This is a genomic window from Devosia sp. (assembly GCF_017307495.1).
Lineage (GTDB): Bacteria > Pseudomonadota > Alphaproteobacteria > Rhizobiales > Devosiaceae > Devosia_A.
In genome coordinates, this window is the sequence record NZ_JAFKHE010000029.1 from 11,492 (window position 1) to 37,084 (window position 25,593).

Consider the following 25,593-nt stretch of genomic DNA (forward strand, 5'->3'; position numbering starts at 1 on the left):
CGCCCGTCGTGGAGTAAAGACCATGGCTAAAGCCGCCCGCAAGAAGAACCCTGCCGTCGCGATGATCGAGTTTTCCCGCACGCGCGACATTCCGTTCAACCGTATCCGGCTGTCGGACAGCAATGTCCGCGAGATCGACGTCGAAGACGGCCTCGACGAGCTGACCCAGGACATCGATCGCCGCGAAGACCTCGTGATGGGTCTCAATGTCCGTGCCGTCCTCGACGATGCCGGCACCGAGACCGGCGACTTCGAGACCCCGGCAGGCGGCCGGCGCTACCGTGCTATCGCCCGCCTGGTCGTGGCGGGTCGTTTCCCGGCTGACGGTCTCGTTCCCTGCCTCGTCAAGAAGGCCAATGCGAAGACCTCGGCCGTCGACGATTCCTACGCCGAGAACGTCATCCGGCTGGCGCTGCATCCGCTCGACCAGTTCAAGGCGTTCAAGCGCATGGTTGACGGCGGCATGTCGAAGGAGGAAGTCGCCGACGCATATCGCACCACGCCGCGCTATATCGCCCAGCGTCTGCGCCTTGCTCGTGTGGCGCCGTCCCTCATGGACGCCTATGCGCGCAGCGAGATGACGCTGGCGATGCTGGAGGCGTTCACCGTCAACCCCGATCATGCCCGTCAGGAGCAGGTCTGGGAGGCGATCCAGCGTTCTCACAACCGCCAGCCCTGGTATGCTCGTGATCTGCTGACCGAGACGACGGTGCCGACCGATGACAAGCGCGCGCAGTTCATCGGCGTCGAAGCCTACGAACAGGCCGGCGGCGTGATGCTGCGCGATCTCTTCTCCGACGAGGACGAAGGCTGGCTGGAAAATCCCGAGCTGCTCGACCGGCTGGTCTCGGACAAGCTGAAGGGCATCGCCGATGAAGTCGCGGCCGAGGGCTGGAAGTGGATCGAGGTCGATACCGATCTGCCCTACGGCCATGATCGCGGCCTTCGCGTCCTGACTGCCACGTTCCCCGATCTGACCGAGGACGAGCGCGCCACCCGCGAGGCGCTGCGCGAGGAATATGAGCGGCTCGAGGCGGAACACGCCGACTATGACGAGCTGCCCGATGACATCGACGCGCGCCTCGGTGAGATCGAGGCCGCGCTGAGCGCCTTCGAGAAACGTCCGGCGATCTATGACGCTGCCGAGATCGCCCGAGCGGGCGTCTTCATCAGCATCGACCGCGCCGGCGAGCTTGTCGTTGCCCGCGGCTATGTCCGTCCCGAGGATGAAGCGCCCGTCGCCGTCGACGGCGAGGAGGATGCCGGCGATGGCGAGTCCGAAGGCAGCGCGGTCGCGGCCCAGCCCGGCGTCCAGCGGGCCGTCATCACCATCGGCGGCGAGCCGGTGGACGCGGAGGAGGACGAGGACGACAGCATCAAGCCGCTTCCCGAACGGCTGGTGATCGAACTCACCGCCCATCGCACGCTCGCGCTTCATGACGCGCTCGCCAACAATCCGCATGTCGCGATGACGGCGCTCCTGCACCGCCTGGTCATGCAGCGTTATCACTACTCGGCGCCGACCGGCTGCATGGAGATCTCCGTGCGCCAGCAGCGTTTCGGTGTGCAGGGCGGCGACCTCAGCGACACGCCCTCGGCCAAGGCCATCGACGAGCGCTTCGACGCCTGGAAGGCCGATATGCCGACCGACGAAGGCGCGCTCTGGGACTGGATCGCCGCGCTCGACGAGGCGAGCCGGATGGCGCTCTTGGCCCATTGCGTCAGCTATGGCGTCAACGCCCTCTACGAGCGGCCGAACCCCCACAGCGGTTCCGGTGTCTCGCAGTTCGGCCTTGATCGTCGCCTCTCCGGTGCAGACCGTATCGCCCGCGCCACCGGCTTCGACATGGTGGCCGATGGCGGCTGGAGGCCCACGGTCGACAACTATCTCGGCCGCGTCACCAAGCCCCGTATCCTCGAAGCCGTCCGCGAAGGTGCGGGCGAGCGCGCAGCCCAGCTCATCAGCCATCTGAAGAAGGGCGACATGGCGAAGGAAGCCGAGCGCCTGCTGGCGGAGACCGGCTGGCTGCCCGAGCCGCTGCGCCTGGTCGAACTCGACGGTGACGCCGCGGACGCTGGCGATGCCGGTGACGGTGACGGCGAGGCCCTGCCGGACTTCCTGGCAGGCGATGGCGACGAGGACGCAGCCATTGAGGCCGAAGACGAGCACGTCGTTCTCGTGGCGGCCGAGTGATCGAAACATGCGCCCCATCATCCGGTGGGGCGCATTTTTCATGCTCGCCACGGTCGCCTTCCAAGAGTGGAGAGAGGCAGAGGCCGGACGGCCTGGCCGTGACGGGTTACGAGGTAGAGGAGAGTCTTCCGCCGCCCGTCGCGGAGTAGATCCCATGACCCTTTCCGGCCAATCCCGCGTCGTCCCGATCGGCGCCATTCTCGCACATCATGTCCTGCCGGCCCTGCAGCGCGCGCAGAAATTCCCGCTGCGGATCTCCTGCATCGGCACCGCCAGCTACGACGGCATGGATGCCGATGGCTTCGACCATATCGTCACCATCGGCGAATGCCCGTCGCCCGAAGAGGCCATGTCCGTCGCCAGCCGCCGCATCGCAGGCGGCGACGTCCGCGTCGGGACCGACGACATGCTGCGTTTCCGCCCGCGCATCGTGGTCATTCAGGACTGCGATCAGGGCCTGGTTCTCGCCGGAACGATCCGGGCCGGGATCATCCTCTGGCAGCAGCCGGTCGCATCCGACGCCGAAGCCCGCCAGATCGTGACCGAGGCCAGCAAGTTGCGCGGCGCGGCCTTCGCCGCGTCCGGTCGCGGCGAGCACGGCCCGGCTCGCGACTATCGCTACCGCGCCAGCCAGCTTGAGGCGCGGCTGGTCGATGCGCTCTGGCGCGAGACGGCCGCCGAACTTCTGCGATTGCCGCTCGCCGCCTGACTTTCCGCCACGCTCTTTCGTTCATTCGACCCGGCCATGCGCCGGGTTTCGTCGTTTCAGGAGCCAGTCATGGCCGAGTATTTCACCCGCTTTTCCTGCCTGCTCGACGTGGGCACCCCCGACAATGCCGCTCGTGCGCTCGATCTCTACAACACGCTCGCCGCCGAGAACGCCGTCGAAGACCCGCCATCGGAAGGCTTCCTCCTGTCGATCGAACCCGAGCATGGCGGCACCCAGCTCTGGATGCGCGATGACACCACCGGCGATCCCGCGCGTGTCATCCGGTTCGTCCAGCGGTGCGCGACGGCGTTCGGTCTCTCCGGCCGCTGGGGCTTCCAATATGCCAACACCTGTTCGCGGCCGCGCCCCGACGGCTTCGGCGGCGGCGCGCATGTCCTTGATCTCGCCACCGGCGAGACCGTCGCCTGGACCTATACCCACGGCTGGCTTGCCCAGGTTCTCGACGGAGGCGATCCCGATGCCTGAGATTATCGAAACCACGGTCTATCGGCTCGACGAGCTTTCCGACGCCGCCAAGGACAACGCTCGGGCCTGGTATCGTGAAGGCGGCTTCGACTACGAATGGTATGATTCCGTCTTCGAGGACTTCCAGCGCATTGCGGAAATCCTCGGCATCTGCCTCAAAACCCGGCCCGTCCGCCTCATGGGCGGCGGCACCCGTCAGGAGCCGCAGATCGCGTTCACCGGCTTCTGGTCGCAGGGCGACGGCGCCAGCTATCAGGCGTTCTACGCCTTTCGGAAAAACGCCACCCGCGAAATTCGCGCGCACGCGCCGCAGGACACGCGCCTGCACGCGATCGCCGATGATCTGCTCGCGATCCAGCGCCGCAACTTCTATCAGCTCCGCGCCGATGTCAGCCATCGTGGCCGCTACTCTCATGAGTATTGCATGGCGATCTCGGTCGAGCGCGATAGCCCGACCTGGCAGGACATGACAGCGGATGCGGAAGACGCCGTGATCGAGGCGCTGCGCGATCTCGCCCGCTGGCTCTACCGGCAGCTCGAACGCGAATACGAATATCTCAGTTCGGACGAGGCCGTGGACGAGACGATCACCGCCAACCAATACACATTCACCGAAACCGGACGCCGGTTCGGCTGACTTTCACAAGCGCCCGGCCGTACGGCCGGGCGCTTGTTTCATGTCGGCTATGGCCACGGTTTGAGAGGGAGAGAGTGGCCGGGACGGGTTCGAGCCCGTCCGGTCCGAGAGAGAGCGTCGGCGGGCTTGCCTGTTTCCGCTCTCCCGAGGACTTCCACGATGAACGCTCTGCTTCCCCTTGCCGATACGCTGCCGGCGACGCCGCTCGCCGCATCCGGCAATTCCGCCGCCGCCGTCCGCGCGGCTGCCCTGCTCATCCTGCCGCACCTCGAACGCGGTGCGCGTGTTGATGCCGCTGCCCTGCGCGGCGCGATGGAGGCGGCCTTCGGCGGTTCCGACGCCACCGGCCTATGGGACTGGAAAACCGCCTACGAGGCGTGCGAGGTCGCAACCGTCCTCTTCCTGCGCAAATACGGAAAGGCGCTTTTCCGCAAAGCCGGTTCTCCGGTCGCGGCACTCCCGCTGCTCGGCAAGATCGTCGGACTTCTGCCGACGCACACCCGCCGTTCGCAGGAAAGCCAGGCCCTCCAGCAATTTTCGACGCCGATCCCACTCGGCCTGGTCGCCGCGACCGCGGCCGCGATCACGCCCGCCGACCGTGTGCTGGAGCCCTCGGCCGGGACCGGGCTGCTGGCGATCCTCGCCGAGATCGCCGGCGGCTCGCTCGTGCTGAACGAGTTGGCCGACACGCGCGCCGCGCTGCTCTCCTCTCTCTTTCCGGCCATTCTCGTGACCCGCTTCGACGCGGCCCAGATCGACGATCATCTCGACGCCGCCGCCGTGCCCTCCGTCGTGCTGATGAACCCGCCGTTCTCGGCCATGGTTCATGTCGAGGGCCGCGTGGCCGACGCCGCGTTCCGCCATGTCGCCTCGGCGCTCGCGCGCCTGGCGCCCGGCGGGCGTCTCGTCACGATCACCGGCGCGAACTTCGGCCCGGAAGCCCCGGCCTGGACCGCCGCCTTCGCCCGCCTGCAGGAGCGCGGCCGGATCGTGTTCTCCGCCGGGATCGACGGCGCGGTCTATGCCAAGCATGGCACGACCTTCGCCACGCGGCTTACCGTCATCGACAAGCTGCCCGCCGACGATCCCACGGATTTTCCAGCCTCGCCGGGGACCGCGCGGGACGCCGCCACGCTCATAGAGTGGATCGGCGCGTATCTTCCGCCGCGCCTGCCGATCGATCCGTCCGTCATCGTTCCGGCCGCTGGGCCCGCCGCCGCGCGCAGCGTGAGCGGCTATCTCAATCGCGCCGACAGGACCGCGCCCGCAGCACCTATGGCCGAGCCTGAAGGCGTCGCGCTCGACTATGAGATCGTCGACGCGCTGGCCGAGACCGAAGCCGGGGCCGACGATGATAGCCGCATCTCCGACGCCATCTACGAAGAATACGGATTGCAGGCGATCCGTATCTCCGGCTCTCAGGCTCATCCGACCAAGCTCGTGCAGTCGGCGGCGATGGCGAGCGTCGCGCCGCCGAAGCCCAGCTATCGCCCGCAACTCCCCGAAAACATCCGCGAACTTCTGTCGGACGCCCAGCTCGAAACGCTGGTCTATGCGGGCGAAGCCCATTCGAACTATCTCGCTGGCGCATGGACCGTGGACGAGACGTTCGATCTCGTTTCCGCCGCGCGTGACGATGCCGAGAAGGCCGTGCGCTTCCGGCGCGGCTTCTTCATCGGGGATGGCACGGGCGTCGGCAAAGGCCGCCAGTCCGCCGCGATCATCCTCGACAATTGGCTGCAAGGCCGGCGCAAGGCGGTGTGGATTTCCAAATCCGACAAGCTGCTGGAGGATGCGCAACGCGACTGGTCCGCGCTCGGCATGGAACGCCTGCTGGTCACGCCTCTGTCCCGCTTCCCGCAAGGACGGCCGATCACGCTGCCCGAAAGCGTCCTATTTACAACCTACGCCACGCTGCGCTCCGACGACCGCGGCGAGAAGCTATCGCGCGTCAAGCAGATCGTTGAATGGTTGGGCTCCGATTTCGATGGAGCCATCATTTTCGACGAGGCGCACGCGATGCAGAATGCCGCCGGTGGCAAGGGTGAACGGGGTGATGTCGCCGCCTCGCAACAGGGCCGCGCCGGGCTTCGCCTCCAGCACGCGCTCCCGAACGCCCGCATCACCTATGTCTCGGCGACCGGCGCCACCTCCGTCCACAATCTCGCCTATGCCCAGCGGCTCGGCCTCTGGGGCGGCGAGGATTTCCCGTTCTCGACCAGGGCCGAATTTGTCGAGGCGATCGAGGCCGGCGGCGTCGCGGCAATGGAAGTGCTGGCTCGCGACCTGCGCGCGCTCGGCCTCTACACCGCCCGCTCGCTCTCCTTCGACGGTGTGGAATACGAGCTCGTCGAGCACGCGCTGACGCCGGAGCAGACCCGCATCTACGACACCTATGCCGGCGCTTTCGCCATCATTCACAACAATCTCGACGCGGCGATGGAGGCCGCCAACATCACCGGATCGTCCGGCACGCTGAACAAGCAGGCCAAGTCCGCCGCCCGCTCGGCCTTCGAGTCCGCCAAGCAGCGTTTCTTCGGCCATCTGCTCACCAGCATGAAAACGCCGACGCTGATCCGGTCGATCACAGCCGATCTCGAAGACGGCCATTCCGCCGTCATCCAGATCGTCTCGACCGGCGAGGCGCTGACCGAACGGCGTCTGGCGGACATCCCGACCGAGGAATGGAACGATATTCGGGCGGACATCACGCCGCGCGAATATGTCCTGTCCTACCTCGAAACCAGCTTCCCCGTTCAGCTCTACGAGCCCTTCACCGACAGCGACGGCAAGGTCTCGTCCCGCCCGGTCATGCGTGACGGCCAGCCGGTCGAGAGCCGTGAAGCCGTCGCCCGCCGCACCGAGCTGATCGAGAAGCTGGCGAGCCTGCCGGCCGTTCCCGGCGCGCTCGACCAGATCGTCCAGCACTTTGGCACCGACATGGTGGCCGAGGTGACGGGCCGCTCGCGCCGGATCGTCAGGAAAGGCCAGCGGCTCGTGGTCGAGAACCGCGCAACCTCGGCCAATCTCGCTGAGACGCAGGCGTTCATGGACGACGCCAAGCGCGTCCTGATCTTCTCCGACGCTGGCGGGACGGGGCGCTCTTACCATGCCGAACTCTCGGCGCGGAACACGCGCCTGCGCGTTCACTACCTGCTCGAACCCGGTTGGAAAGCCGACGCCGCCATCCAGGGCCTCGGCCGCACGCACAGGACCAACCAGGCGCAGCCGCCGCTATTCCGCCCGATCGCGACGGACGTGAAGGCCGAGAAGCGTTTCCTCTCGACCATCGCCCGTCGCCTCGACACGCTCGGCGCGATCACGCGCGGGCAGCGCCAGACGGGCGGGCAAGGTCTGTTCCGCCCGGAGGACAATCTGGAAAGCCCCTATGCGCGCGATGCGCTGCGCCAGCTCTACATGCTGCTGGTGCGCGGCAAGGTCGAGGGCTGCTCGCTCGACCGCTTCGAGTCCGCTACCGGCCTGAAGCTGATGGATTCGACCGGCATCAAGGACGAGCTGCCGCCGATCACCACCTTTCTCAATCGCCTGCTGGCGCTGACGATCGAGCTTCAGGGCGTCCTCTTCACCGCCTTCGAGCAATTGCTGACGGCGCGCATCGAGGGCGCCATCGCCAGCGGCACCTATGACGCAGGGCTGGAGACGCTGACCGCCGAACGGTTCATCGTCACCGACCGCAAGACAATCTATGTCCATCCGGGCACCGGCGCCGAGACGCGGTTGCTCGCCATCACGCAGCGCGAGCGCAATCGTCCGCTGACGCTCGCCGCCGCTCTCGGCCACCTCGCTGACCGGCGCGCGAAGCTCCTCGTCAACGAGCGTTCGGGCCGCGCCGCCGTGCAGGTACCGACGACGAGCATCATGCTCGACGATGGCGAGATCGAACGGCGGGTGCGTCTCCTGCGACCGATGGAAGCGCACAACATGCCGGTGCGCGCGATGGACGAAACCCACTGGATCGAGGCCGATCACGATGCTTTCGCCGCCGCCTGGACCGCTGAGATCGCGGAGGTGCCGGAGTTTGCCGACAGCACGATCCATGTCGTCACCGGCCTGCTGCTGCCGATCTGGAAGAGCCTGCCGAATGAATCGACGCGGGTGTATCGCCTCCAGACCGATGACGGCGAACGCATCATCGGCCGCAAGGTCTCTCCGGCCTGGGCCGCCAATGCGACCACGACCAGCACGACGACGCTCACGCCTGATGACGCCTTCATGGCGCTGATGGACGGCCGCACGATCCTCGATCTCGCCGAGGGCCTTCAGCTTCGACGCGCTCGTGTCATGGGTGCGAACCGCATCGAACTCTCGGGCTTCACCGACACCATGCGCGAGCGGCTGTCGGCCTATGGCCTGTTCCACGAAATCATCTCGTGGAAGCTCAGGATGTTCGTGCCGGTCGACGCCAATGGGCCAATCGTGCTCGTAAAGCTGCTCGAACGCTGGCCGGTCGAGCGCATCGGCGAACGGGAGGCGGCGTAAATGGCCCGCTTCGACGCTGGCGAACTCGCAATCCGTCTCGGCCGGCAGGCCGAGGCGGTTTGCCGTCATTATCTGTCGTCCGGCCATCGCGCCGGGCGATACTGGCAGGTCGGCGATGTCCGCAACACACCGGGCCGGTCGATGTTCGTTCGGTTGACCGGGCCGGAAACCGGTAAGGGCGCAGCCGGCAAATGGACCGATTCCGCCACCGGCGAACATGGCGATCTTCTCGACGTCATCCGCGAAAGCTGCGGGCTGATCGACTTCAAGGACATTGCAGACGAGGCCCGGTCCTTCCTGGCCTTGCCGCATCCTGAACCCGAACCCGGTGATCGTGACGGACGCCCGGCATCGGTCCCGACAGGATCGCCCGAAGCCTCACGGCGGCTCCTTGCCATGGCGAAGCCCGTCGGGCAGACGCTCGTGGAAACGTATTTGCGGAACCGCGCCATTACGGCTTTGCACGAAACCGCAAGCCTGCGCTTCCACCCCCGCTGCTACTATCGGGCCGACGAGAACGCTCCGACCGAGACATGGCCGGCAATGGTCGCCGCCGTCACCGACCCCGCCGGCACGATTACGGGCGCGCACCGCACCTGGCTCGATCCCGACGGCTTCAGCGAGGCGCGTCTTGGCCGTGCGCCGATCGAGACGCCCCGGCGTGCGATGGGTGATCTCCTTGGGAACGCCGTCCGATTCGGCGTGGGCAGCGAGGTGATGACGGCCGGCGAAGGCATCGAAACGGTGCTGTCCGTCCGCTCGGTTCTGCCCATGATGCCGGCACAGGCGGCGCTCTCGGCGGCCCATCTCAGCGCCATCCTGTTCCCGACGACGCTGCGGCGACTCTATATCGCCCGCGACAACGATCCAGCCGGCGACGGCGCGATGGCGACCTTGACAGAGCGTGCGAGCGCGGTCGGGATCGAGGCGGTCGTGCTCACGCCACGGCTCGGCGACTTCAACGAAGATCTCAGGCTGCTCGGCCACGACGCATTGGCGGCACGGCTGCGCGACCAGATCGTCTCGCAGGACATAGCCCGCTTCATGTTGCTGGCGGCCTGATCGGTCACGGTCAGGTGGTAGCGGCAACGCTGTATCGCGGGGCCGGTTCGGCCATAGCGGTCTACCTCCGGCGCGGGGAGGCCACACCCACGGCCTTCTGAGAGGGCGATCGGGGCGTCAGTCGTGCCGGACAGGCAATGCCGGTTGCCAACGATTTTCCGCCGCGTCCTGCGGACGCTTTGCATCGCGAAGCAAAATCGCCGGCCCCCGTCATCCTCCTCTGCGTTCCGGCCTCCCGCTACGCGTCCGGTGCAGGTCCGTCCCGCCCGCCGCCTTTCGTCGCCACGAAGGCCGCGATGGGCGCGGCTTCCAGCCGAAGGCAGACCGCTATGACCGAACACCACGACACCGACTACGAACCGCACCACGCATCTTCCCCGACCGATCACGTCCTTCAGGAACTGGCGCTCTACGGCTACCGTCCCTTTGAGGACGAACCCGACCCGCGGCCGCTCCCCGAGGGCAATGTGGTGGCCGGCAGCATCGCCGACATCTTCGACGCCCTCGTGGTGGCGCTCTCGGACACCCGCCTCGAACCCGACCTCGAAGAACTGCTCTGGGGCACGGTCAACCTCTTTCAGCGCGCCGGCGACCGGATCGCACGCGAGCTGGACGACAACGAAGTCGCGCAGCGCCGCCTCCAGAGGGAACAGGACGGCTCCGAGGTGAAGTCCGTCGAACTGGAGCGCCTGACGGCAGAGGGGCAGACCCTTCTCGAACGGCGCGACGCCTTCGAGCTGATGCGCGACCAGGCCGGCGATCACTTCGAGCGCCACACCCACTCAGTCTGGCGGCCACGCACGGGCTCCATGGTCAACCATCGCAACCTGACCGCCGCGATGATCGACAGCCGCGACTTCCTCGCCGCGAAGAAGCACGCCGAGAACGAGGTGCTCCTGCCGCCCGGCCCGAAAGTGGCCTTCACCGGTGGTCTCGACTACAACGACCATCGCCTGATCTGGGCCAAGCTCGATCAGGTTCACGCTAAGCACCCCGACATGGTGCTGCTGCACGGTGGAAGCCCGAAGGGCGCCGAACTCATCGCCGCGAAATGGGCCAGCAACCGCAAGGTCACGCAAATCCCCTTCAAGCCCGACTGGACCAAGCACGCCAAGGCAGCGCCGTTCAAGCGCAACGACGCGATGCTCGACACCATGCCGATCGGGGTCATCCACTTCCCCGGAACCGGGATTCAGGACAATCTCGCGGACAAGGCCCGCAAGCTCGGCATCCCGGTCATGAAGCACGGCGGCGGCGCGTGAGCGCCGCCATTCACCTCACCCTTGCGCAGCGTCGGGATTGTTGGTGATGTTGGGCGTCCGATCATCCGTCGTTCGCCCCGAAATGAAAGTGATCGTCGGAACGTCCACGTCATGTTGCCTGACGCGGATCGACGGACCGTCCGGCAAGCGGCGGGCGACATCGCTGCGGACGACGAGGCCGCTCGGCTCCATGAGGCGACGGAAGACCGCATCCCGATCATCCTTGCCTTCGATGCTGGCCACATCCTGACGATAGAACTCTCTCAGGGATTTCTGCACAAAATCCGGCGGCGGAACGCCTTCGTCATTCCAGCTACCAGGCGGGCACAGGATCGCTTCGATCCCAAAAAAGTGCTTCTGCAGATGACTCAGCCGCTTGTGATTCAGCCTTTTCTTAGGCGCTGAAGCCAGCTTCAGCTCCAGCTCTTCGGCGATGTCACAGGCAAAGGCCAGATTGATCCCCCGGACGGTCGGCGTCGTCCCTGCAAAGGCGGGATCGCGCGTTACGCTGTGGTGGTTGTAGAACATATAGAGCGGTATCCACGGATCGGGCGCGTCTCGCAGAGTCCGGAACTGGTAATCCAGAGCCTTCGGCGGCTTGTGCAGCAGCTCGTTATAGGCGCGGTTCTTGATCTTGACCTGCTTCGTTTTCGCGACATCGCTTTCCGCATTCAGACGCTTGGCCTGAATCCTGACGAACAGGTTGCGGCCACTCGCCGCGTGCCAGAAGCGCAGATCGATGTCGCCACCGGTTTCGACTTCGACCGGATATTGAATCACGAGATTGGAGCCGGCAAACGCGGCCAGAGCGCCCGTGAAAATATCGGTCATCGTCTCCTCTCGAAAGCGCCCGCGCTTGAGATGGCTTTCGCGATCGAGAAGCTGGCCGATCAAAAGCGGCAGCTTGGACGCGAGGTCACACATTGTCGTCGGCATGATTCCCCCTTTTTGAACACTGATAGAATTCCAGCGGGGGTGATGCCAGTTCGGGAGCGCCGTCCCATTGATCGTTACTTGCCTGTTCGCATTTTCCTGACGCGTCTCTACAGCAAATGCGATGCCCCAAGCTGGCTTGACGAACGCCGAAAAGCTGCGTCTTCTCTTTTGCGAAGAACCGGCGAAGCAGAACAGTCGCAGGCGGAGCGTATCTCCCGGCAGCCTGTCGTGATCCTCATGCCTTTATCTGGAGGTTTCCATGACGCTGATCCTTCTCGCCATCTCGCTCACCATCACCTTCTGCGTGATCGCTTGGCATCTCGCCATCTATGCGCTGCCAGTGATGACGGGCATTACCGCGTTCCAATATGTCTATGCGACCGGCTCGGGCTTCTGGCTTTCCGCCCTTGCTGCCATCGGTGCGGCCGTGGGCTCCATCGTGCTCGTCATCGGCGTCCTCGGCTTTGCCAAGAACCCGGCCTTGCGCCTGATCGCACTCGCCATCTTCGCCATTCCGGCCGTCATCGCGGGTTTCGCACTGGTTCATGGCGTGACCAAGCACATGATCGACTCGGCCATCGCCATCAACATCCTCGGCGGGATCGGTGGCATCGTCATCGGCATCGCCGCGGTGCTGAATCTCAATGCGGTCGGAACGGCTGCGCTTTCACGTTGATAGTGTCGTTTCGGTGATGCTGGCGGCATGGACCTGAAAGAAAGGATGCCGCCCTTCGGGCCGCGCTTTCGGCTGCGCCGGAACCACGCCTGCGGCGCGTTTCCGCCATTCGGCTTCAATCGCTGACACGGGGCGCTGACATGGGGCGGCGGCGATCCATCATTCCCATGTCCATCCCGGCAGCTTTCGCCACCAAGCCTCCGGCCATCCAATAAGTACAGAGCGTCATCGCCCTCGCTGGACATGCCGTTGCCGTGTCGGTCGCCCCGTCCGGCCCGGTGCGTCGGCATCGGGCCGGATCTGCGAGCACGGCGATTGATGCCGGGCTGATCCGTCCGTGGGACTGTGCGTAGAGCTGCGCCGCGAACATCTTCATGCCTTGCTGCAATGCCCTGGGTCGAGCCACGTTCCTTGGAACGATGATCCGGCCATCGGCGCGTTGACCCGGTAGGCGTCTCATTCTCGCGGAAGTCCTCGCTTGCCTGCGAAGCCAGAGCGCTGATCGGCAGGCGAACTGGGACGTGGCCGGTGAGCCTCCGGGGCGGTGCGTCTGGCCCTGTCATCATCTGGCGCCAGCAAGGATGCTGTTCTGGCTCCAGTCTCCATCGGGCTTACGGAAGCACCAATCCCTCCGACTGACTGATCCCCTAAGTCCGTTCTGTTTCCTTCCGGCAACCCCCGCGGTTTCCGGCCGTGTTGCCGCGCTGCGCGCGGCTGCCCGCTCCACCCGGACCTTGGGGGTCAAGCCGCCGCCGGAAGCGGCGATGCAGGAGTCTCCAGACGGCCTTGGCCGGGTCTCGTCGGAGGGAATGGTTCCTCCGAGAAGCAACGGAGACCTACAATGCAGAACATCGTCATCCTCGCTGGCAACATCGGCCAGGACCCGGAAACCCGCACCACCCAGGGCGGCACCAAGATCACCCACTTCACCCTCGCAACCTCGCGCCCCCGCTACTCGGAAGGCAAGGTGGTCCGTGACGACAGGGGCTACCGGGTGCAAGACACCGAATGGCACCGGATCACCGCCTTCAACGGCCTCGGCAAGACGATCGAGGAGCATTGCGAAAAGGGCATGAAGGTTCTGGTTCGCGGCCGCATCCACTACACCAAATGGACCGACCAGCAGGGCAACGACCGCTACGGCTGCGAGATCATCGCCGAGACCGTCGATTTCCTGAGCCGGGCGAAGCAGACCGAAAACGGCAACAACCAGGACGACACGGATGACGACATCCCGTTCTGACCGGACGGCAGGAGCCCCGGCGGCGAAAGCCGCCGGGATTTCCCATGTTCACGCCGGATCGCCGGCGCCGTCGCACGACGGCCTTGGCCGCTGCGCACCGTCTCATGCGATCGAATCGGAAGGGCTGGCGTGCGCCAGGCATATATTCGGCGGCGGGCATCGCGCGGCTCACGGACGGCGGAGGACGATCGCGACCATCAGGCAGCGAGCCCGGGCAGCATCGGCAATGGCAATGCAGGGACAACCGGCTTCGGCAGACGGAAACCACCCCGCTCTTGTGGCTTAACCTTGGTTCCGGTCCCGGCCTTCCAGGGTCAACCCTCATGGGGTCCGCTACGCAAAGCGTGCGGTCGCTTCGTCTTCGCCTGCGCGATGACCCCGGCCGAGCCCAAAACACTTCGGGTGCCCGTCGAGCGGGGAATGGTCCCCGCCAAAATCGGGAGCCGGACAATGACCCTCGCAACCGCCAACGCCTACGCCGCCAGTCTCGCCTCCACCCTGATGGTCGTCATCATCATCTTCCGCGCCGGCGACGGCACCATGAGCGTGATGCCCGCCACCGAATATGACGGCGACGACGACACCATCGTCTCCGAGATCGATCCCTTCGCATGAAACGGGGCGGATCATCCGCCCCTCCATCTATTTCAGACGCCGCCCGCCCAATGCGGTCGCCGGCGCGCGGCGGGGCTGGAGCGGCCTCTCAGGCTTCCCGATGCCATCCGGCCCTGCGAATCGCTGCATCGGAAACACGTCATCGCGGGATCCTCGCAGCACCTTCGGGCTGGCAAAAGGAAGAAAGAGCGACTAAAATGGTCGTAGTTCTGGAGTGCGCGTAGGTCTGAATGGGAGGTGATCATGTATGATCACCGCCCGACAATCACGGGCCGCACGCGCGTTGCTGGGTTGGACACAGGAGACGCTCGCTGACAGGGCCCGCATAGCGCTGACCGCGCTCAAACGCCTCGAATCCGCAAACGGACTCGATGTGTACGAGACAACGCGCGATGAGGTGCGCAGAGCTTTGGAAGCTGCCGGCATCGTCTTCCTGTCCACCGACAAAGGGCAAGGAGTGTTGCTGGTCGATGATCGCGGAAATAAGCCCAATTCATCCGACGCCGCGCGCTGATCGGCGGGCAGAAGCCGCCGACGCTTGCCTTCGCTCCATTTTGGACCAAACTTGGTTTAGATGCAGCAGCCGCATAGTAATCGAGCCTGCTCCATGATCGAGACATTCGACGATACCGCACCCGCAGGGCAGGAACTCACCGCCTACGACAAGGCGCACGTCAAGCTCTACGCGCGCTTGCTGGACGCGGATGCCGATGGCGCCGATTGGACAGAGGCGGTGCAGATTCTGTTCGGTCTCGATCCGGCACACGACCCCGAACGCTGTCGACGCATCCATGACAGCCATCTCGCTCGCGCCCGCTGGATGACGCACACCGGCTATCGGCACCTTCTGCGCCAGTCCCACCACTGATCTGCCGATGTCCGTGCGATGCCCTTTCGGCATCAGGCAATGTCCTCTCCCGGCCTTCCACCAACTATGAGGAAATAAGAAAACTGGGCGTTCGACTTGTGCGCGTAATTTGCGAGGAGTTGACGCTATGAGGCCAGATACAAGCGACTGGCGGGACGACAGCCGTTACGACTATTTCGATAGCTTGCAGGTCGAAGATCTCGCCTGGGAATGTCTTCGCCGATTCGTTCCTTATCAGCAACTCTACAGCCGTCTCGTGAACGCTGCCACTGAGGCCGCACCGCTTCCGAAAGATGCAGAACGACTCTGGGGGCTGCGATTTCGCCGCCAGGCCGGGCCTGTCCGCGCTTGACCAGGACGTCGTGTGGTCGCCCTCATGCGATAGCGCCATTCTTCTGCTGACGCGCCGACCGGAGTTTCTGCCTCCTGCCTCTGCGCCATCTTCCGACCTGTTTGCCGTAGGGCGTGACGCTCCCGAAGGCGCCTATGCGTCCATCTCCGAGCACGACATCCGGGTTCTTTTCTTTTCCGGCACGGTTCCAGATGACCAGCTCGCGGCGCTGGTTCCGTTCGACGGCGACGTCTTCGATCGCATCGACGCCCTGTCTCGAATGGCGCGCATCTGGCTCGGCCGCCCACCGCCGCGCGATACGCGCATGACCACCGAGCAACGGCGGCGTTTCCGGCTCAAACTCCGCGCCGCCGACGGTCATATGAACGGCGCGACCTATCGCGAGATCGCCATCGCAATCTATGGCGCGGCGCGCGTCGATACCGAGCCCTGGAAGACATCGCCGCTGCGCGATGCCGTCATCGCCTTCGTCGAAGGCGGCCTTGCCCTCATTGACGGCGGCTATCTGCAACTTCTTCGCCATCGCCGCCGCTCCTAGTCGCCGCGCTTCCATGGCGTCCGGGGTGGAGATTTTAGCCACCTCAAGTCCCCCATCCATCCCGCCGACGGTTCTCCGCCACCGTGGTCGCTGTCAGCCGCTGATCGCCAGCGGCCCCCAGCAACCCCACGGAGGCCCGCCCCATGCGACCCGATACCGCCGCGCTCCCGCCACGCTACCTGCGGACCAAGGAAGCCGCTGAATTTCTCAGCCTGTCCGCCCGCACCCTCGAAAAACACCGGACCTACGGCACCGGCCCGGCCTACCGCAAGCTCGGCGGGCGCGTCGTCTATGCCGTCGACGATCTCGAAACCTGGGCCGAACGCGGCGCCGTCACCTCGACCTCCGATCCGCGCGGCTCCGTGCTTCCCGCAAAGCGCCAGACGCTGCCGACCGGCCAGAGCGCCGGCCGATACGCACGCTGATCGTGGCCGGTCCCTTTCATGGTGGTGCGGCGTCGTGACCCTTCGGAGCGTGGGCAGCTCGATCTGTTTCGCGCGCTCCCCGGCGACTTCGCGCCACGAGATGCGCAGGATCTCATGGCCTATCCTTTCTTCTCCCTCTCCAAATCCCATCGCGTCGCCCCGATCGACTTTTCGGCGGGCGACATCACGATCCGCGTCGAGGCCGTTCCCGATCATGGCATGGCCACGATCTGGGACGCCGACATCCTGATCTGGGCCGCCAGCCAGATCGTCGAAGCTCGCGATAACGGGCTTCGCACGTCCCGACTGATGGCCGCGACGCCCTATGAAATCCTCACCTATGTCGGACGCGGCACATCGCTGCGCGACTACCAGCGCCTCAAGGCGGCGCTGGACCGGCTGCAATCGACCACTATCTCGACATCGATCCGCCAGCCCGCCGAAGGTCGCCGCCACCGCTTTTCGTGGATCAACGAATGGCAGGAGCGCACCGACCGCCATGGGCGGCCGGACGGCATCGAACTGATCGTCCCCGACTGGTTCTACAAAGCCGTCCTCGATGAAGCGCTTATCCTCACCATCGACCCGGCCTATTTCCATCTCACCGGCGGCCTCGATCGCTGGCTCTACCGCATCGTGCGTAAGCACGGCGGCCGCCAGCGCGACGGGTGGCGTTTCGATCTGCGCCACCTCCACGTCAAATCCGGCAGTCTGTCGCCGTTCAAACGCTTCGCGTTCGAGCTGCGCGACATCGTGCGGCGCCAGCCGCTGCCCGGCTACGTCCTGTCGCTGGAGGTGGAGATCGGCGGGCGCACGCTGCTCGCTTTCGAGCCGCTCCCGGCCTGTGGAAAACCTGTGGACGGCCTCGTGCTATCGGGAACCCGGACTATCGTGCCATCGGGAACCCGAGGCTCGTGCTATCAGGAACCCAAACCGGCCTTAACGTCTGGAAATCGGAGGCGGATTCGCGCCCTTAACTTAGAGTCTAACCAAGAATCTAACCTTGAAGCGCGCGCGCGCGATGTGGAGAACCTCATCCGCGACGCCGCCAGAAGCCTCAGCGTAGCGGCGAAAAAGAGCGTCCCGATCGCACCGTCCGGTCCCCGAAGGGCTTCCGGCAACGTCCTCTCGGCCCAGGTCGGCGATCCCGAAGCGCCCCGGCTTCCCCTTGATGCACCGGGGGAACGCCGATGATCGTCGCGCTCCTCAATCAGAAAGGCGGGGTCGGGAAGACGACGCTCGCGCTCCATCTCGCCGGTGAACTCGCCGGGCGCGGCAGGCGTGTCACGCTGATCGATGCGGACCCGCAGGGCTCGGCGCTCGACTGGTCCGAGCAGCGCAACCGTGAGGGCCTGCCGCGCGCGTTCGGCGTCGTCGGCCTGGCGCGCGATACGCTCCACCGCGAAGCGCCCGAGCTGGCGCGCGATGCCGATCACATCGTCATCGACGGCCCGCCGCGCGTCGCGGGCCTCATGCGGTCGGCATTGCTCGCCGCCGACCTCGTGCTGATCCCGGTGCAGCCATCGCCGCTCGACGGCTGGGCCTCGGCCGAGATGCTTTCGCTCCTGTCGGAAGCGCGCATCTACCGGCCGCAGCTCGTCGCCCGCTTCGTTCTCAATCGCTGCGCCGCGCGCACCGTCATCGCTCGCGAGACGGCCGAGACGCTGGCCGATCACGATCCTCCGGTGCTCGCCGCGACCATCGGCCAGCGCATCGTCTTCGCCGACGCCGCGCAGTCCGGGCGGCTGGCCTCGGAAATCGACAGTGGCTCGCCCGCCGCTCGCGAAATCGCCGCGCTCGCATCCGAGATCGGGCGGCTGCGCATCGGGAGGGACGGATCATGATCGTCCTTGCCGGCGACTGCCGCGAACTCATGCCGCCGCGCGGCCCGTTCGACATGATCCTCGCCGATCCGCCCTATGGCGACACCTCGCTCGCCTGGGATCGGCGCGTCGAGGGCTGGTTGGCGCTGGCGCGCGCCGCCCTCAAGCCCACCGGCTCGATCTGGGTCTTCGGTTCGCTGCGCAGCTTCATGGCGACCGCCGACCGTTTCGCGGATGCCGGATTGCGGATCGCACAGGAGATCATCTGGGAGAAGCAGAACGGCTCCAGCTTTCATGCCGACCGCTTCAAGCGCGTGCATGAGCTGGCCGTGCAGTTCTACCCCGCCGAGACGGCCTGGCGCGACATCTACAACGAGGTCCAGACCACGCCCGATGCGACGGCGCGCACAGTCCGCCGCAAGCAGCGTCCTCCCCATACCGGCCAGATCGACGCCGGCCATTACGTCAGCCAGGACGGCGGGCCGCGCATCATGCGTTCGGTCATCTACCTGCGCAATTGCCACGGCCGCGCGATCCACCCGACCGAAAAGCCGTCCGTGCTGCTCGAAATCCTGATCCGCACGAGCTGCCCGGAAGGCGGGTTGCTCGGCGACTGGTTCGCAGGGTCCGGCGCGGCCGGCGAAGCCTGCCGGCTGTCCGGCCGCCGCTATATCGGCTGCGAGATCGATCCCGACATGGCCGCGCGCGCCCGTTCACGGCTCGCCTCGCTTTTGCCCTTCGATGACGCAGGCGCGTCATGACGGCCCGCGTCGAAAAGCGCGGCTTCGCCAGGCGCCCCGCCGATCCCGAGCAATGGATCAGGACGGCCGAGAGCCCGCCGCGCGCATCCGAAGCCACCGCCTACACGGCGCGTCTCACCATTGACGTGACGCCCGAGCTGCGCGGCCGGATCAAGATCGCGGCCTTCGGGCGCGGCGTCACCGTCGCCGAGATGCTACGCGAGCTGCTCTCGCGCGAATTTCCCCCGACCCCAGGAGACCCCACATGACCGGCGCCGCGGCCCCCCGCGTGCGCGGCGGCCCGATGCCGTCCGCGCTCTCCCATGATCGCATGGTCCGCGTCGAACTGACGTGGATCGAGAAGAAGATCGAATACTGGATCAGGTTCGGCCAGCCGGCGAACGAACAGATCATCGACCGTCGCCAGCGCATTCTCTCTTTCCGGCCGAACACCGTCTTCGCCTTCGTCCGATGGGCGGCGAACGACTTCGGCACGATCATCTCGCGCATCGACATCGTGCGCGCGGTCGAACCGGGCGAGGCTTATCAGACGCTGCCCTTCGTGCGGCCGGGCGGCGAAATCCTGCTGAAGATCGAGGGCTGGCCGAAGGTCGAGGACGTGCTGCACCACGTCGATGCGATCGAGGCGATCGGCATCGAAGCGGACGCCGTTTCGCCGGAACACTGGCGGCACGTCCACAACCGGATGGCCGCCGCTCAACGCCCACGCGCCTATACTCTCGAACAGCATCGCGCCTTCCTCCTACGCAGGAAGGTCCAGCCATGACGCGCGCCGGCCTCATCCTCGTCATGGCGCTCGCCACGATGGGCATCGGCTATCCGGCGCTCACGCCAATGCCGATCAAGATCATGTGGAACGCCTCGGCCAGCGCGCCCATCGGCCTCTACACGATCGACTTCGACGGGCCGTTCGACGTGACTGATCTTGTCGCGGTCGACGCACCCGAACCGCTCGCCGCCTTCATGGCCGAGCGCGGCTATCTGCCCAACGGCGTACCGCTGCTGAAGCGCGTTCTCGGCGTTTCCGGGCAGACCGTTTGCCGCTCCGGCCGCACGATCACTGTGGACGGGATCGAGATGGGCACGGCACTGGAGCGCGACCGCATCGGCCGGGAACTGCCCGCCTGGCGGGGCTGCCGCCGCATCCATACCGGCGAAGTCTTCCTCATGAACTGGCAGGTCCGCGACAGCCTCGACGGTCGCTACTTCGCCCTGACCTCCACCGACCGGGTCATCGGCCACGCGGTCCCGCTGTGGACCGACGAAGACGGAACCGGCCGCTTTGAATGGCGTGCCCCGACCCGGTGAACGCCTCGCCAACGGCGGGAGCGGTGCCCGCCGATGGCTTTCCCAACGTCACCGCAAAGGAAGCAATCATGCCTCAGATTGGTGAATTTACGCGCGAAGAGACCGGCTTCATCGGCAATCTTCTTACGCTGCTGCTCGTTCAGGACATCATCATCGTTCCGGCCGAGCCGTCAGACGCCGAAAACGCGCCCGATTATCGCGTTCACGTCTTCGATGCCATGAGCAACGAGACCACCGCCGAGATCGGCGCGGGGTGGAAGCGCACCGGCGAGAAGGCCGGCGAGTATGTCGCGCTGCTGATCGACGATCCGACATTCCCGCAGCCGATCCGCGCCAACCTGTTCCGTGACGATGATGCCGGAAAAGACTGGACGCTGCACTGGTCGCGTCCGCGCGACCGCGCCGAGAAGGACTGACCGATGCCCGCTCGCCGTCTATCGACGAGCCATCGGAGTGCGCACGGGCGGCATCGCGCCGCCCGGCGCATGGCTCTCTTTCTCCTTTCCGGCCTGATCCTCGCAGCGAGCGCGACCGGCGCCGCTCATGCACAATCCGCACCAGTCGCTCGTCCGGCCGCCGTCGATCCCTATGCCGCCCACATCACCGAGGCGGCGCAGCGGTTCGCCATCCCCGAACGCTGGATTCGCGCCGTTCTGCGCGCCGAGAGCGCGGGCGACGTGCGCGCCATCTCGTCGGCGGGTGCGTTGGGACTGATGCAGGTCATGCCCGACACCTGGGCCGCCTTGCGCGTCCGCTACCGTCTCGGCCGTGACCCTTATGACCCGCACGACAACATCATGGCGGGCGCGGCCTATCTGCGCGAAATGTGGGACCGCTATGGCGATGTCGGCGCGATGCTCGCGGCCTACAACGCCGGTCCCGGCCGCTATGACGACCATCGCTCGACCGGTCGCGCGTTGCCGGGCGAAACGCGGGCCTATGTCGCCGCGCTCGTGCCGGTTCTTGGCGGCGCGGCCGCACCCGAAACGTCAGTCCGGCGAGCCGATCCGCCGCCCGACTGGCGCGAGGCGGCGATCTTCGTCGTGCGTTCCGCCGACGCTCGCCCCGCGGTGTCACGGTCGGCCAGCGAGCGTTCGGCCGACAGCCGATCCTCCGTCACGGCGAGGCCATCCGATCCGGCCGCGACATCGGATTCGCCCCTTGTCGTCGCACGCTCCATCCCAGGAGAGCGCCCATGAGCGTGCGGGCCGTCCTTCGCGCGCAATCGTGGCCCGGCGTGTCATGGAGAGCGCAAGGGGCAGAGGCAGGCACAACAACCGGACGATGGCGAGATAAAAAGGCGCACGGTGCGCTTTGGTCGGTCGGTTGTTTTTGCTTGGGTTTTCGGCGCGTTCCGCACCGTGCCGCGCTTTCGCGCACCGTGCGCTCCGCGCCCATCTTCATGATTTTCCTGTCCCTTTTGCACCGTGCGGGGCTGCACCATGGCCGATGACAGCGAAATTCGCGTCCGGCCTGGGCGCATCCGCTCGACCCGCGCACAGCAGGCCCGGCCTTTCATTTCGCAGGCGCTCGCCGCCGCGCAGAAGGCCGGGGGCCGCGTCTCCTGTTCCGGCAAGATCACGACGGGCAACCGCTCGCGCTTCGGACGCGGCCAGCGCGCCAGCATCCAGGCCAATCGCCTGCTCACCGGCCGCTCGCGCATCGTCGTCATCAAGACCCGTGTGGTCCGCCATAGCGCACGCGCCGCGCCGCTGGCTGCGCACCTGTCTTATCTCCGCCGCGACGGCGTGACCCAAGACGGGGAGAAGGCGCGGCTGTTCGGTCCTGAAGGCGACAACGTGGATGCCCGCGATTTCGCGGCGCGCTGCGAGGACGACCGGCATCATTTCCGCTTCATCGTCTCGCCTGAGGACGCCGTGGATATGGCCGATCTCAAGGACCACGCCCGCGAGCTGATGGGCCAGATGGAAAAGGATCTCGGCACGAAGCTCGATTGGGTTGGCGTCGATCACTGGAACACCGACAATCCCCACATCCATATCATCCTGCGCGGCCGCACCGACGACAGCCAGGACCTCGTGATCTCCCGCGACTACATCAAGGAGGGAATGCGCGCCCGTGCGCAGGATCTCGTCACGCAGGAGCTTGGCCGGCGCACCGATCTGGAGATCAACCGCAATCTGGAGCGGCAGGTCGAGGCCGAACGCTGGACGCAGCTCGATCGGCAGCTTGTCCGCGACGCCGGCAAGTCAGGCATCATCGACCTCGCGCCGCAGCCCGGTCAGCAGCCGGACGAATTTCACGCGCTCAAGGTCGGCAGGCTGCGCACCCTCGAAATCCGCGGGCTCGCCGGACAGGTCGGACACCAGCAATGGTTCATCAAGGCCGAGGCGGAATCCACGCTGCGCGAACTTGGAGAGCGTGGCGACATCATCAAGCGGATGCACCGCGCGCTCACTGAACGCGGCATCGAGCGTGGCTCGGCCAGCTATGTCCTCGCCGGGGAGAGCCTCGATGTTCCCGTCATCGGCCGCCTCGTCGAACGCGGCCTTGACGACGAACTGAAGGGAACGGCCTACGCCGTGGTCGACGGCGTGGATGGCCGCACCCATCACATCAGGCTGCCGCATCTCGACGCCACCGGCGACAGCCCGCCAGGATCGATCGTCGAGCTGCGCGCCTATGAGGACGCGAAAGGCGATCGCCGCGTCGCGCTCGCAGTCCGCTCCGATCTCGATCTCCAGCATCAGGTGAACGCAACCGGCGCGACCTGGCTCGACCGGCAATCCATCGCCCGCGAACCCGTCGCCATGTCGGACGGCGGTTTCGGCGCGGAAGTGCGGGACGCGATGCGGCAACGCGCGGAGCATCTGGTCGGCGAAGGTCTTGCCGAGCAGCAGGGCCGCCGCGTCATCTTTAACCGCAACCTGATCGAGACGCTCCGCCGCCGCGAAGTCGATGCCGTGGCCGGCAGGCTCGCGAAGGAGACCGGCCAGCCATTCAAACCGGCCGAAGGCGGCGAATATGTCGCCGGCACCTATCGTCAGCGCCTGACGCTCGCCTCCGGCCGCTTCGCCATGATCGACGACGGCCTCGGCTTCCAGCTCGTGCCCTGGTCGCCATCCCTCGACAAGCAGCTCGGCCGCCACGTCTCCGGCGTCGCCCGCGACGGCGGCGGCGTCGATTGGGATTTCGGGCGCAAGCGCGGGCTCGGCCTCTAACCTCAACAGACAAGGACCATCGCAATGTCCGCGACCAAAATCCTTTGGGGACAGATTCTGATCGTCTTCCTCATCGTCCTCTCCACCACCTGGGGCGCGACCGAATATGTCGCCTGGAGCCTCGGGTTTCAGGCGCAGCTCGGGCCGCCCTGGTTCGCCCTGTTCGGCTGGCCGTTCTACCATCCACCCGCTTTCTTCTGGTGGTGGTTTTCTTACGATGCCTATGCGCCGGAGATCTTCACCGAGGGCGCGTTCATCGCCGCATCCGGCGGCTTCATCGCCATCGCCGTCGCCATCGGCATGTCGGTCTGGCGGGCGCGCGAAGCCAAAGACATCGCGACCTATGGCTCGGCGCGCTGGGCCGAGAAGGAAGAGGTGAAGGCCGCGGGGCTGCTCGATCCCGATGGCGTCGTGCTGGGCCGCTACAGCCAAGAGTATCTGCGCCATGACGGGCCGGAGCATGTGCTGTGCTTCGCGCCGACGCGATCGGGCAAAGGCGTCGGCCTTGTCGTGCCCTCGCTCCTGACCTGGCCGGGCTCGGCGATCGTCCACGACATCAAGGGCGAGAACTGGACTTTGACATCCGGCTTCCGCTCGCACCACGGCCGCGTGCTCCTCTTCGATCCGACCAATCCGAAATCCTCGGCCTACAATCCCTTGCTCGAGGTGCGGCGCGGCGAGTGGGAAGTGCGCGACGTGCAGAACATCGCCGATATTCTGGTCGATCCCGAAGGCAGCCTGGACAAGCGGAACCATTGGGAAAAAACCAGCCATTCGCTTCTGGTCGGCGCGATCCTCCATGTCCTCTACGCCGAGCCGGAAAAGACGCTCGCCGGTGTCGCCAACTTCCTCTCCGATCCGAAGCGCCCGGTCGAATCCACGCTGCGCGCCATGATGAAGACCGCCCATCTCGGCGAGGACGGGCCGCATCCCGTCGTCGCCAGCGCGGCGCGCGAGCTGCTGAACAAATCCGACAATGAGCGTTCCGGCGTCCTGTCCACGGCCATGTCGTTCCTCGGCCTCTACCGCGATCCCGTCGTCGCCGAGGTGACGCGGCGCTGCGACTGGCGCATCAGCGACGTCGTGGGCGGCGAGCGGCCGACGACGCTCTACCTCGTCGTGCCGCCGTCCGACATCAATCGCACCAAGCCGCTGATCCGGTTGCTGCTGAACCAGATAGGCCGCCGTCTGACCGAGGATCTACAGGCGAAGGGCGACCGTCACCGGCTGCTCTTGATGCTCGACGAGTTTCCGGCGCTGGGGCGGCTCGACTTCTTCGAGAGCGCGCTTGCCTTCATGGCGGGTTACGGCCTCAAAGCCTTCCTGATCGCGCAGTCGCTCAACCAGATCGAAAAGGCATACGGCCCGAACAACTCGATCCTCGACAACTGCCATGTGCGCGTGAGCTTCGCGACCAACGACGAGCGCACCGCCAAGCGCGTGTCCGATGCGCTCGGCACGGCGACCGAGATGAAGGCGATGAAGAACTATGCCGGGCATCGGCTCTCGCCCTGGCTCGGCCATCTGATGGTCTCGCGCTCCGAGACCGCCCGCCAGTTGCTGACGCCAGGCGAGATCATGCAGCTCCCGCCGAGCGACGAGATCGTCATGGTCGCCGGCACCCCCCCGATCCGGGCGAAGAAGGCGCGCTACTATGAGGATGCCCGTTTCCGCGAGCGTCTGCTGTCGCCGCCCGAACTGAAACGTCTCGACAAGCCTCGCCCCGACGACTGGAGCAGCCTGCCGATCCCGGCGAGGCCGGAGGCGCTGAACGCGCAGTCTGCCGACCTGTCCGACGACGAAGACACCACCGATTCCGAACGTCGGCTGCAACCGGAACTCAGCCGCGCCAAGCCGGTGGAGAAGAAAGAACCCATCGCCAACGAGTTCGAGATCGAGCTTCCCGACGACGCCGAGGAGGACGCCGTGCGCAACCGGCGTATGCTTCGCCAGATGCAGGGGGTGGCGCGTCAGGTCTCGCTCGACCCGAATGACGGCATGGAGTTGTGAGCGCGC

At 66.0% G+C, this 25,593-nt stretch carries 26 protein-coding genes; 25 read left to right on the top strand and 1 reads right to left on the bottom strand.

Annotated elements, in window-relative coordinates; genetic code table 11:
* Positions 1 to 22: 22 nt before the first annotated feature.
* The 7 genes from J0I99_RS18110 to J0I99_RS18140 all read left to right on the top strand — a co-directional run bounded on the left by J0I99_RS18110 (position 23) and on the right by J0I99_RS18140 (position 10,850).
* Entirely contained in the window at positions 23 to 2,194 is a 2,172-nt protein-coding gene (locus J0I99_RS18110; protein ID WP_291398887.1) for a chromosome partitioning protein ParB, read from the top strand.
* Between the two features lie 154 nt (positions 2,195 to 2,348).
* Positions 2,349 to 2,903, top strand: a complete 555-nt coding sequence (locus tag J0I99_RS18115; protein ID WP_291398888.1) for a hypothetical protein — start codon at positions 2,349 to 2,351, stop codon at positions 2,901 to 2,903.
* A gap of 69 nt (positions 2,904 to 2,972) precedes the next feature.
* The gene (locus J0I99_RS18120) at positions 2,973 to 3,389 is read left to right on the top strand and encodes a hypothetical protein (protein WP_291398889.1); all 417 of its coding nucleotides are present in this window, start codon (positions 2,973 to 2,975) and stop codon (positions 3,387 to 3,389) included.
* Positions 3,382 to 4,026 carry an antitoxin of toxin-antitoxin stability system gene (locus tag J0I99_RS18125; RefSeq protein WP_291398890.1) on the top strand — a complete coding sequence of 215 codons (645 nt, stop codon included), beginning with the start codon at positions 3,382 to 3,384 and terminating at the stop codon, positions 4,024 to 4,026. Before J0I99_RS18120 ends, J0I99_RS18125 begins: the two co-directional genes overlap by 8 nt.
* Before the next feature lie 159 nt (positions 4,027 to 4,185).
* Entirely contained in the window at positions 4,186 to 8,526 is a 4,341-nt protein-coding gene (locus J0I99_RS18130; RefSeq protein ID WP_291398891.1) for a strawberry notch-like NTP hydrolase domain-containing protein, read from the top strand.
* Positions 8,527 to 9,588 carry a toprim domain-containing protein gene (locus tag J0I99_RS18135; RefSeq protein WP_291398892.1) on the top strand — a complete coding sequence of 354 codons (1,062 nt, stop codon included), beginning with the start codon at positions 8,527 to 8,529 and terminating at the stop codon, positions 9,586 to 9,588.
* Positions 9,589 to 9,917: 329 nt separating this feature from the next.
* Complete coding sequence (locus J0I99_RS18140; RefSeq protein WP_291398954.1) at positions 9,918 to 10,850, top strand: DUF2493 domain-containing protein; 933 nt, start codon at positions 9,918 to 9,920, stop codon at positions 10,848 to 10,850.
* A 15-nt stretch (positions 10,851 to 10,865) separates the two neighbouring features.
* On the opposite strand, the gene J0I99_RS18145 is transcribed toward J0I99_RS18140, so the two are convergent.
* Positions 10,866 to 11,786 (bottom strand): DUF6615 family protein, encoded by a 921-nt coding sequence (locus tag J0I99_RS18145; protein ID WP_291398893.1) that lies wholly within the window; start codon positions 11,784 to 11,786, stop codon positions 10,866 to 10,868.
* A 259-nt stretch (positions 11,787 to 12,045) separates the two neighbouring features.
* Between J0I99_RS18145 and J0I99_RS18150 the strand changes: the two genes are divergently transcribed.
* The 18 genes from J0I99_RS18150 (at position 12,046) to J0I99_RS18235 (ending at position 25,587) form a co-directional block, all read left to right on the top strand.
* Positions 12,046 to 12,462, top strand: coding sequence for a hypothetical protein (locus J0I99_RS18150; protein ID WP_291398894.1), 417 nt, complete (start codon positions 12,046 to 12,048; stop codon positions 12,460 to 12,462).
* A gap of 841 nt (positions 12,463 to 13,303) precedes the next feature.
* Positions 13,304 to 13,705, top strand: coding sequence for a single-stranded DNA-binding protein (locus J0I99_RS18155; protein WP_291398895.1), 402 nt, complete (start codon positions 13,304 to 13,306; stop codon positions 13,703 to 13,705).
* 450 nt (positions 13,706 to 14,155) lie between these two features.
* Positions 14,156 to 14,320 (top strand): hypothetical protein, encoded by a 165-nt coding sequence (locus tag J0I99_RS18160; protein ID WP_291398896.1) that lies wholly within the window; start codon positions 14,156 to 14,158, stop codon positions 14,318 to 14,320.
* Between the two features lie 247 nt (positions 14,321 to 14,567).
* Positions 14,568 to 14,834 (top strand): hypothetical protein, encoded by a 267-nt coding sequence (locus J0I99_RS18165; protein ID WP_291398897.1) that lies wholly within the window; start codon positions 14,568 to 14,570, stop codon positions 14,832 to 14,834.
* Positions 14,835 to 14,927: 93 nt separating this feature from the next.
* Positions 14,928 to 15,188 carry a DUF2285 domain-containing protein gene (locus J0I99_RS18170; protein ID WP_291398898.1) on the top strand — a complete coding sequence of 87 codons (261 nt, stop codon included), beginning with the start codon at positions 14,928 to 14,930 and terminating at the stop codon, positions 15,186 to 15,188.
* Between the two features lie 127 nt (positions 15,189 to 15,315).
* On the top strand, positions 15,316 to 15,540 hold the full coding sequence (locus J0I99_RS18175; protein WP_291398899.1) for a DUF6499 domain-containing protein: 225 nt from the start codon (positions 15,316 to 15,318) through the stop codon (positions 15,538 to 15,540).
* Complete coding sequence (locus J0I99_RS18180; RefSeq protein ID WP_291398900.1) at positions 15,482 to 16,078, top strand: DUF2285 domain-containing protein; 597 nt, start codon at positions 15,482 to 15,484, stop codon at positions 16,076 to 16,078. Before J0I99_RS18175 ends, J0I99_RS18180 begins: the two co-directional genes overlap by 59 nt.
* 143 nt (positions 16,079 to 16,221) lie before the next feature.
* The gene (locus J0I99_RS18185; protein WP_029075224.1) at positions 16,222 to 16,503 is read left to right on the top strand and encodes a helix-turn-helix domain-containing protein; all 282 of its coding nucleotides are present in this window, start codon (positions 16,222 to 16,224) and stop codon (positions 16,501 to 16,503) included.
* 18 nt (positions 16,504 to 16,521) lie between these two features.
* A complete protein-coding gene (locus J0I99_RS18190; protein ID WP_291398901.1) occupies positions 16,522 to 17,697 on the top strand; it encodes a replication initiator protein A in 1,176 nt (391 codons plus the stop codon).
* Complete coding sequence (gene parA / locus J0I99_RS18195) at positions 17,694 to 18,347, top strand: ParA family partition ATPase (protein WP_291398902.1); 654 nt, start codon at positions 17,694 to 17,696, stop codon at positions 18,345 to 18,347. The genes J0I99_RS18190 and parA overlap by 4 nt, the downstream gene beginning before the upstream one ends.
* A complete protein-coding gene (locus tag J0I99_RS18200; protein WP_291398903.1) occupies positions 18,344 to 19,087 on the top strand; it encodes a site-specific DNA-methyltransferase in 744 nt (247 codons plus the stop codon). The genes parA and J0I99_RS18200 overlap by 4 nt, the downstream gene beginning before the upstream one ends.
* Positions 19,084 to 19,335 (top strand): hypothetical protein, encoded by a 252-nt coding sequence (locus J0I99_RS18205; protein ID WP_291398904.1) that lies wholly within the window; start codon positions 19,084 to 19,086, stop codon positions 19,333 to 19,335. The genes J0I99_RS18200 and J0I99_RS18205 overlap by 4 nt, the downstream gene beginning before the upstream one ends.
* Positions 19,332 to 19,853, top strand: coding sequence for a DUF2840 domain-containing protein (locus tag J0I99_RS18210; RefSeq protein ID WP_291398905.1), 522 nt, complete (start codon positions 19,332 to 19,334; stop codon positions 19,851 to 19,853). Before J0I99_RS18205 ends, J0I99_RS18210 begins: the two co-directional genes overlap by 4 nt.
* Positions 19,850 to 20,395: a S26 family signal peptidase gene (locus J0I99_RS18215; protein ID WP_291398906.1), complete on the top strand. Its 546-nt coding sequence runs from the start codon at positions 19,850 to 19,852 to the stop codon at positions 20,393 to 20,395. Before J0I99_RS18210 ends, J0I99_RS18215 begins: the two co-directional genes overlap by 4 nt.
* Before the next feature lie 68 nt (positions 20,396 to 20,463).
* A complete protein-coding gene (locus J0I99_RS18220) occupies positions 20,464 to 20,811 on the top strand; it encodes a DUF736 domain-containing protein (protein ID WP_291398955.1) in 348 nt (115 codons plus the stop codon).
* Between the two features lie 3 nt (positions 20,812 to 20,814).
* A complete protein-coding gene (locus J0I99_RS18225; RefSeq protein WP_291398907.1) occupies positions 20,815 to 21,594 on the top strand; it encodes a lytic transglycosylase domain-containing protein in 780 nt (259 codons plus the stop codon).
* A gap of 243 nt (positions 21,595 to 21,837) precedes the next feature.
* A complete protein-coding gene (locus J0I99_RS18230; RefSeq protein ID WP_291398908.1) occupies positions 21,838 to 23,577 on the top strand; it encodes a VirD2 family relaxase/mobilization nuclease in 1,740 nt (579 codons plus the stop codon).
* 24 nt (positions 23,578 to 23,601) lie between these two features.
* Positions 23,602 to 25,587: a conjugal transfer protein TraG gene (locus J0I99_RS18235; RefSeq protein ID WP_291398909.1), complete on the top strand. Its 1,986-nt coding sequence runs from the start codon at positions 23,602 to 23,604 to the stop codon at positions 25,585 to 25,587.
* Positions 25,588 to 25,593 lie beyond the last annotated feature (6 nt).

What these genes read in the sequence shown, in the direction of transcription:
- J0I99_RS18110 (WP_291398887.1), top strand. Translation starts at nt 23, where the DNA reads ATGGCTAAAGCCGCCCGCAAGAAGAACCCTGCCGTCGCGATGATCGAG.
- J0I99_RS18115 (WP_291398888.1), top strand. Translation starts at nt 2,349, where the DNA reads ATGACCCTTTCCGGCCAATCCCGCGTCGTCCCGATCGGCGCCATTCTC.
- J0I99_RS18120 (WP_291398889.1), top strand. Translation starts at nt 2,973, where the DNA reads ATGGCCGAGTATTTCACCCGCTTTTCCTGCCTGCTCGACGTGGGCACC.
- J0I99_RS18125 (WP_291398890.1), top strand. Translation starts at nt 3,382, where the DNA reads ATGCCTGAGATTATCGAAACCACGGTCTATCGGCTCGACGAGCTTTCC.
- J0I99_RS18130 (WP_291398891.1), top strand. Translation starts at nt 4,186, where the DNA reads ATGAACGCTCTGCTTCCCCTTGCCGATACGCTGCCGGCGACGCCGCTC.
- J0I99_RS18135 (WP_291398892.1), top strand. Translation starts at nt 8,527, where the DNA reads ATGGCCCGCTTCGACGCTGGCGAACTCGCAATCCGTCTCGGCCGGCAG.
- J0I99_RS18140 (WP_291398954.1), top strand. Translation starts at nt 9,918, where the DNA reads ATGACCGAACACCACGACACCGACTACGAACCGCACCACGCATCTTCC.
- J0I99_RS18145 (WP_291398893.1), bottom strand. Translation starts at nt 11,786, where the DNA reads ATGCCGACGACAATGTGTGACCTCGCGTCCAAGCTGCCGCTTTTGATC.
- J0I99_RS18150 (WP_291398894.1), top strand. Translation starts at nt 12,046, where the DNA reads ATGACGCTGATCCTTCTCGCCATCTCGCTCACCATCACCTTCTGCGTG.
- J0I99_RS18155 (WP_291398895.1), top strand. Translation starts at nt 13,304, where the DNA reads ATGCAGAACATCGTCATCCTCGCTGGCAACATCGGCCAGGACCCGGAA.
- J0I99_RS18160 (WP_291398896.1), top strand. Translation starts at nt 14,156, where the DNA reads ATGACCCTCGCAACCGCCAACGCCTACGCCGCCAGTCTCGCCTCCACC.
- J0I99_RS18165 (WP_291398897.1), top strand. Translation starts at nt 14,568, where the DNA reads ATGATCACCGCCCGACAATCACGGGCCGCACGCGCGTTGCTGGGTTGG.
- J0I99_RS18170 (WP_291398898.1), top strand. Translation starts at nt 14,928, where the DNA reads ATGATCGAGACATTCGACGATACCGCACCCGCAGGGCAGGAACTCACC.
- J0I99_RS18175 (WP_291398899.1), top strand. Translation starts at nt 15,316, where the DNA reads ATGAGGCCAGATACAAGCGACTGGCGGGACGACAGCCGTTACGACTAT.
- J0I99_RS18180 (WP_291398900.1), top strand. Translation starts at nt 15,482, where the DNA reads ATGCAGAACGACTCTGGGGGCTGCGATTTCGCCGCCAGGCCGGGCCTG.
- J0I99_RS18185 (WP_029075224.1), top strand. Translation starts at nt 16,222, where the DNA reads ATGCGACCCGATACCGCCGCGCTCCCGCCACGCTACCTGCGGACCAAG.
- J0I99_RS18190 (WP_291398901.1), top strand. Translation starts at nt 16,522, where the DNA reads ATGGTGGTGCGGCGTCGTGACCCTTCGGAGCGTGGGCAGCTCGATCTG.
- parA (WP_291398902.1), top strand. Translation starts at nt 17,694, where the DNA reads ATGATCGTCGCGCTCCTCAATCAGAAAGGCGGGGTCGGGAAGACGACG.
- J0I99_RS18200 (WP_291398903.1), top strand. Translation starts at nt 18,344, where the DNA reads ATGATCGTCCTTGCCGGCGACTGCCGCGAACTCATGCCGCCGCGCGGC.
- J0I99_RS18205 (WP_291398904.1), top strand. Translation starts at nt 19,084, where the DNA reads ATGACGGCCCGCGTCGAAAAGCGCGGCTTCGCCAGGCGCCCCGCCGAT.
- J0I99_RS18210 (WP_291398905.1), top strand. Translation starts at nt 19,332, where the DNA reads ATGACCGGCGCCGCGGCCCCCCGCGTGCGCGGCGGCCCGATGCCGTCC.
- J0I99_RS18215 (WP_291398906.1), top strand. Translation starts at nt 19,850, where the DNA reads ATGACGCGCGCCGGCCTCATCCTCGTCATGGCGCTCGCCACGATGGGC.
- J0I99_RS18220 (WP_291398955.1), top strand. Translation starts at nt 20,464, where the DNA reads ATGCCTCAGATTGGTGAATTTACGCGCGAAGAGACCGGCTTCATCGGC.
- J0I99_RS18225 (WP_291398907.1), top strand. Translation starts at nt 20,815, where the DNA reads ATGCCCGCTCGCCGTCTATCGACGAGCCATCGGAGTGCGCACGGGCGG.
- J0I99_RS18230 (WP_291398908.1), top strand. Translation starts at nt 21,838, where the DNA reads ATGGCCGATGACAGCGAAATTCGCGTCCGGCCTGGGCGCATCCGCTCG.
- J0I99_RS18235 (WP_291398909.1), top strand. Translation starts at nt 23,602, where the DNA reads ATGTCCGCGACCAAAATCCTTTGGGGACAGATTCTGATCGTCTTCCTC.